The sequence below is a fragment of the Shewanella sp. KJ2020 genome (assembly GCF_024197625.1).
Taxonomy (GTDB): Bacteria; Pseudomonadota; Gammaproteobacteria; order Enterobacterales; family Shewanellaceae; genus Shewanella.
Genome location: NZ_JAKUKD010000014.1, coordinates 62913 through 69409, shown reverse-complemented (window position 1 = coordinate 69409; position 6497 = coordinate 62913). Strand labels below are relative to the sequence as shown.

At 48.8% G+C, this 6497-nt stretch carries 5 protein-coding genes; 2 read left to right on the top strand and 3 right to left on the bottom strand.

The genetic code is table 11. The features are described 5' to 3' along the window. Positions 1-230: 230 nt before the first annotated feature. Together MJO46_RS08990 and MJO46_RS08985 are read left to right on the top strand one after the other, a co-directional pair. Positions 231-1235 carry an NAD(P)H-quinone oxidoreductase gene (locus tag MJO46_RS08990; RefSeq protein ID WP_253989018.1) on the top strand — a complete coding sequence of 335 codons (1005 nt, stop codon included), beginning with the start codon at positions 231-233 and terminating at the stop codon, positions 1233-1235. Between the two features lie 310 nt (positions 1236-1545). Then, complete coding sequence (locus MJO46_RS08985) at positions 1546-1950, top strand: hypothetical protein (protein ID WP_198781179.1); 405 nt, start codon at positions 1546-1548, stop codon at positions 1948-1950. A gap of 204 nt (positions 1951-2154) precedes the next feature. Here the strand turns inward: MJO46_RS08985 and MJO46_RS08980 are convergent, their stop codons facing one another. The 3 genes from MJO46_RS08980 to MJO46_RS08970 form a co-directional block, all read right to left on the bottom strand. Further along, positions 2155-3189 (bottom strand): aldose epimerase family protein, encoded by a 1035-nt coding sequence (locus tag MJO46_RS08980; protein WP_253989013.1) that lies wholly within the window; start codon positions 3187-3189, stop codon positions 2155-2157. Positions 3190-3333: 144 nt separating this feature from the next. Further along, positions 3334-4479, bottom strand: a complete 1146-nt coding sequence (gene galK, locus MJO46_RS08975) for a galactokinase (protein ID WP_253989012.1) — start codon at positions 4477-4479, stop codon at positions 3334-3336. A 288-nt stretch (positions 4480-4767) separates the two neighbouring features. Continuing rightward, on the bottom strand, positions 4768-6423 hold the full coding sequence (locus tag MJO46_RS08970; RefSeq protein ID WP_253989011.1) for a cation:proton antiporter family protein: 1656 nt from the start codon (positions 6421-6423) through the stop codon (positions 4768-4770). Positions 6424-6497 lie beyond the last annotated feature (74 nt).

The window sequence follows — 6497 nt, the reverse complement described above, 5'->3', positions numbered from 1 at the left end:
GTGCGCCATCAAGATAAACAAGATCAGGCACATGAGGCTCAATTGTCGTTGCAGATGATGTAGGTTCTTGGAATAGCCCCTTCCAGGGGCATGTCAAAGCCGCCTTCTAAGAAGGCGGATTCTTTACAATGGCAGAATAAAACTGGCTATTCTTAGGGATATTGCCCATTGAGATAGCTATGATGGGAGCGTGAACCAAATTTTAGGAGCTATCTATGTCAGCTTTACCTATATCAGCCTTACCCAGTGAGTACACCCATATCCAAGTTGAACAGCCCGGCGCCCCCGAGGTGATGCGGCTATCGCGCTCGCCTTTGCCTGTCCCTGCCGCTGGTCAAGTGTTGATCCGTGTGCATGCCGCGGGTGTAAATGGCCCGGATATCAAGCAAAGGGTCGGTGCTTATCCGCCACCGCCGGGCGCATCACCCATTATTGGGTTAGAGGTCGCCGGGGATATTTGTGCTCTGGGTGAAGGCGTGAGCCAATGGCAAATCGGCGATAAGGTATGCGCCTTAGTGCCGGGCGGTGGTTATGGTGAGTATGCGCTCACCTATGCAGCCCACTGTTTGCCTATTCCAACGGGCTTTAGTTATGTGCAGGCCGCCGCACTGCCGGAAACCTTCTTCACCGTATGGGGCAACCTGTTTATGCGAGCGGGACTGAAAGCGGGCGAAACTGTGCTGATCCACGGCGGCTCGGGCGGGATCGGCAGCACGGCGATTCAACTCGCCAGCGCCTTAGGTTCAAGGGTGATAGCCACTACAGGGCAGGATGATAAACGCGATTATTGTTTGAGCCTCGGTGCCCAAGAGGTGATCAATTATCGCACTCACAACTTTGTCGAAGCCGTGATGGCATTTACCCAAAATAAAGGGGTCAATGTGGTGTTTGATATCGCGGGCGGCGATTTTATTAACCTCAATTTACAGGCGCTTGCAATGGATGGCCGCATGGTCTCTGTCGCCATGCAACGTGGCCCTAAGGCCGAGATCGAACTTTTTCGCTTGATGGCGAAGCGCATTGTCTGGACGGGGTCAACCCTAAGACCGCAGAGCGTTGAAGCCAAGGCCGAGATTGCTAGACAGTTACATGAGCGCGTGTGGCCGCTACTCGATAGCCATCAAATTGTGCCCAATATCTTTGCGACTTTCCCACTCAGCGAAGCGCCTAAGGCCCATGCATTAATGGAGTCGGGAGCGCACCGGGGAAAAGTGGTCCTCACATTGACCGAATGAGCAGATGAATTCACCTTAGGTTTGATTATCTTTGGTGAGTAAGAGGGGACGAATAAAAACTTGCTGCGATGATTTTTTAGACTAAAGTCGTTAGTGACCAAACTTTTTAGGGACTTTGGTCGAAATTAATGCGTAATAAGTGAAAATTTCATGGTATGAGGCATTGATTATCGGAAATATTCTGTAAAAATACCCAGTTGAAAACGTCAGAGACTTTCCGGCGCTATTCGTGGATCAAAGCAAGCGACGCTTCGCTTATTCAGACTAAAAAACTCATAGTGTATGTGTTGATTTAAGGGTATTGGCATATATGTATAACACAGCAAAGAAACAGGTTTGGTATGGTGAGCTGAGAACATCGAAAGGCAACGCGATTGTCGTGCATGACAACCAGTTGCCAGACGCCTCCCCGGGACGAATCTACCTATACAATACAGAGCGAGATGCCATTGTTGAGTATGTGGAAGACATAGTCAAAGTGAACCTATATGACTTAGATGAGGCTGCGTTAAAAGCTGCTGAGGCTAAGTTTGGTGGTGCATGGAAGGCGGCTAGAGCTCAATTCATGAGTAAGCATCAAGCTCGAATCGACCTGAACAACGTCAAGGAAACTGGACCTGTGCGTAAGGCCAAACCTGAAGTTGAGCCTGAAATTGAAACCGATGCTATTGGCGCGGATTTTGATGAAGATTGGGGCGATGATTTTGATGATTAACACAAAGCCAGCCTAAGGGCTGACTCTGTGAGTGTAAGGGATAAAGTAGTGCTTATTTTATTCCTTATCGCTACCTTCCCCTACGAACCCCTCGTTCCTTAATATCAACTCTCTCATCCCTATTTACTTACCCGTTTATGCTAAGTCTTGGTCTAGCATGGCAGATTACTTTGCTGGGTGCTGTAATATATTAGGCCCAATGATTTAGGCATCTATATCAAATTGATAGCGGCTAATATGGTGGTAGACTTTACCCGGAACTAGCCACACGGCATCGCCAAATAACTCAGTTTGATTGGGTGAGTCGGGCAGCATTTGCGGCTCTAAACAGACGCCATGGTGTTGCTGCAATACCTGCTGATTGCGCCCCTGAGTTCCCTCTAAGAAGTTAGCGCAGTAGAGTTGTACGCTAGGCTGGTTGGTGAATAGGGTCATAGCGCGGCCACTCATAGGGCTGCTTAGGCAACCCACCCGGGCGAGTGAACCGTCGGTATTATCCATAAGATAACAGTGATCATAGCCGCGGGTGCTCGCCAAGTCAGCGGCATGCAGTTTGTCCCCTAAACGTATCGGCTGACTCAAATCGAAAATTGATCCGGCAGTATCGGCAATCCCCGTTGGCACACCAACTGCATCCATGGTGAGATAACGCCTAGCATCGAGTTGCACCCGATGCTCATGGTTAGTGTTTGAGCCATCGAGATTAAAATAGCTGTGCTGGGTTAGGCTGACAGGGCAGTCTTTATCCACAGAAGCTAAGATTTCCACAAAAAGATTATTCGCCGCTAAGCGATAATCTAATTGTACTGTGCAATTTCCTGGAAACCCCATATCGCCATCTGGGCTCTTTAAGGTCAGGCGTACCCCATCGGGTAAGGGGCCTAGGTGCCAGTTCTTACGATTAAAACCTTCGCGCCCACCGTGGAGGCAATTCGTCGCTTGGTTGATATCTAATTGATAATCTTGCCCTTGATAGTGCATTTTGCCGTTAGCGATGCGGTTGGCAAAACGTCCGGCGATGGCGCCTAAATGGGCGTTTTGGGTGAGGTAATCTTCGGCGCTATCGCAACCTAACACTATGTTGCCACGTTCACCGTGTTTATCTGGGGCCCATAGGGAGCGGATAATACCGCCTAAGCTGATGATTTCTAATGCGAGTATGCCATTGTCGATCCTTACCCGCTCGATATCGCCACCGCGGGGATCTGTCCAAGGCTCTAATACGCTGAAATGTACCATTTAGCTTCCCTCTATATTGAATATGTCAGAGTAACTGTTTGATTTTGCCTTTTAAAAATAATTAATACCATAGGAATCCAAGCTGAATTCGTATGGTATTGGGGGAGGTTTAGGTTGTGGCTGGACGTACTTAGGTCGAGTGACTCAATTGTCGATACGGCCGGCCCCTGCACTGGCTGAGCAGAGATAAACCGTTGCATCTATTCCCGTTTTATCGAGAAAATCATGTTCTACCGCCGCAACCACAGCATCCGTCAATTCATGGTCAACTAATGCCACCACGCAACCATCTGTCATACGGATACCGCCGCGCTCGCCAATCACTTGGCTGACAATATCGACTAAGGTATCAAATTCTGGCAGTGTCACCTCAAAATCATCCCGCAAGGAGGCATGGGATAGCGCCATTAAATGGCTGAATTTTGAGATGTTATTTTGCTCTAGTGCCCGGGCTGCACTCTGGGTGCGTTTATTCTCTGTGACTACGTGTTTCGCTCTGCGGTACAGGGTGTCATCTAATTGTCCTTTTGCACTTTCTAGCAGGCGTAAATCGAGGTGGCGCAGTGCGTCTAAGCCAAAATGCTCGGCGGCCTTCGCGCATTCATCCCGGCGCTGCTGGCTAATGGCGGCTAAACGCTGTTTCTCTATATGGGCATCTATGATGATCAGGCTTAAATTTTCTGGGATGGGGATGGCTTCACTGTCGAGGTCTAGGCAGTCAATCAGCAGGGCATGATCCTGCTCCCCCATAGCGCTGATCATATGATCCATAATGCTGCAAGCCGAGGCGACATAACGGTGCTCACCGCGTTGGGCTAATTGCGCCACGGCCATTGGGGACAAATGTAGCTGGCTGCTGTCGCTTATCGCAGTGCCAAAGGCCACCACTAAGGCGCCGGAGGAGGATAACCCTGCCGCAAGTGGTACATCACCTACCACGGCTAAGTCTAAGCCCTTGGCTAATAAGCCAGTATGAGCCATGGCGGCGGTGAGGCCCTTGAGATAATTGACCCAACCGTCTTCGGGGTTCATGTCGGTTTCTTTGCCAAAGGTCCACTCTTTAATTTGTCCGGGGAAGGCGTCGGCAACGGCACGAAACTTAGTGTCTTCACGGCGTTTTACCGCGATAACCGTATGAAAATTAATGGCGGCAGGCAGTACGAAGCCATCATTGTAATCTGTGTATTCACCGATCAGATTAACGCGCCCAGGAGCTTGGTATAAATCATCGGCTTTAGTGCCAAAGGTTTGGACAAATAACTTAGTGGCGCGCTGCGCAGGATTTGACATGCTGTGAAAACTTCCAAAAAAGCTGAGCTAATTTCGTTCTTGTCTTCGATTTATATCACGACTGAGTCGGCGATGTAACTGAGATTTTGTATGGCAAAGATCATATAACCTAGAGATGGTTTTTAGGTGCGCTAACACCAGTCAAGGGGATTAGTCTAGTGGATTGATTTTCAAGGAGTCTAAGGCCGTATTGAAGGTGAAAATACCGATTCAGGGAGAGGTTTCTCTGAATCGGTACAGTGTATTATTAAGTGATTTTAATTCAAGGCAGTTTTTGCCTAAGCACGGCTAAACTTGGGTTGTCGCCTCGGCATTTAGCGTTGCTTTATGATCAACCGCCTCTGCTTCAGTATGCTTAGTCTCTGAGCCTGAAAGCAGTTCATCGACCACATGGTCAACAAAACCAGCACCCGCCGCTTCATAGAGGTTGTAGACGCTATGCACACCCGAAGCCCGCAGGGAAGCCGCATCATCGCTATACTGCACTATGGCGCTGAGTTTACCTTGATAATTGAGCTTCTTGAGTTGCTCAACGGCAAACAGATTCCCCGCATGGTGGGGCATAGCGAGTAATACCAATTCGAGGTTTGGGGCTCTGTCGAGTTTCTCCCAAAAATCGGTATCGGCGGCGTCGCCCTGCACCACATTACGACCCTTGGCCCGGTGCAGATCGACGATTTCCTGTTTATGTTCGATCCCGAGTATTTCACCGCTGAATCGAGCTCGCAGCTCATCGTAGGCACCGCTACCTATGCGCCCCATACCTAGAATCAAAAAACGTGGATTGCCTATGGCGATAGGTCGGTCCTCTGGGTGCAACGGCCGCTTTTCGAGTTTGACGAGACGCTGCTGGAATCGTTGATAAATTCTACCTACGGTCGCGTTTAACGGCGCCGCAAGCAGGAAGCTAAAGCTTAGGGCAACCGCAATAATCACTAGCCATTGGGGAGGGAGCCAGCCTTTGCTGGTGGCTACTGCCGCCACAATCAAACCAAACTCACTGAAGTTACCTAGGTTAAATGACCCTAGCATTGAGGTACGGGATCTCAGTTTAAAGCGGGTGAGTATGTACACAAACAGCAGAATTTTCAGTGGGACGAGTAATACTAACAGTGCCGCAATAACAATATCCGATACCGTAGGTAGACCATTGAGGCCAATGGTTAAGAAGAAGGCGACAAGGAAAAGCTCCTTAAAATAGAATAGGGATTTTGCCAGCTCAGATGATTTTTTGTGCCCCGCTAACAAGATACCGATAATTAGGGCGCCGAGATCGGGTTTTAAGCCAACAGACTCAAACAACCAAGCACCGACAACCAGCGCCATTACTAGGCCAAAAAGGACTAATAGTTCACCGTGGCCAACACGGTCGAAAGCTTTATAAATGAGAGGCTTAGCCAGCGGTAATAAGAGTAATGCGAAGGCCCAAACCGAAGGCACATCGCCCTTGGAAATGGTTAAAAACAGTACGGCGAAGATATCCTGCATAATCAAGATACCAATGGCGACACGGCCATAGAGGGATTGGATATCCCCTTTATCTTCCAATACTTTTACCGCAAAAACTGTACTAGAGAAGCTTAAGGCAAAGGCGAGTAAGGTCAATTGTTCGAGATTAAGGCTAGTGAGCTGGGTTAAACCAAAAAGACCGAGCAATTTGAGAATAGGCACAAAAACCAGGATGGATATCATCAAATGCACACTCGAACCCGCCCATACTTCAGCCTTAAATAGGCTGCGAATATCGAGTTTTAACCCTATGGCGAACAACAGTAAGGTGACCCCAAGGTTAGCGAGTTCTTGCAGCAGTGGCAGGCTGTCTTTTTCTATTCCGAGTACAAACAACACAAAACCCGCCACTAGGTAGCCGATAAGCGGTGGCAGTCCTATACGGCTGACAAGCATACCGCAGACAAGGGTGATAATGAGGATGGCAGGTTCCATAATGCTCCAATCTAAAAAAGCCTAGGTTAAATGGGGATTGTATAAGAAATCGATGACAGCGTGATAAAAAAACG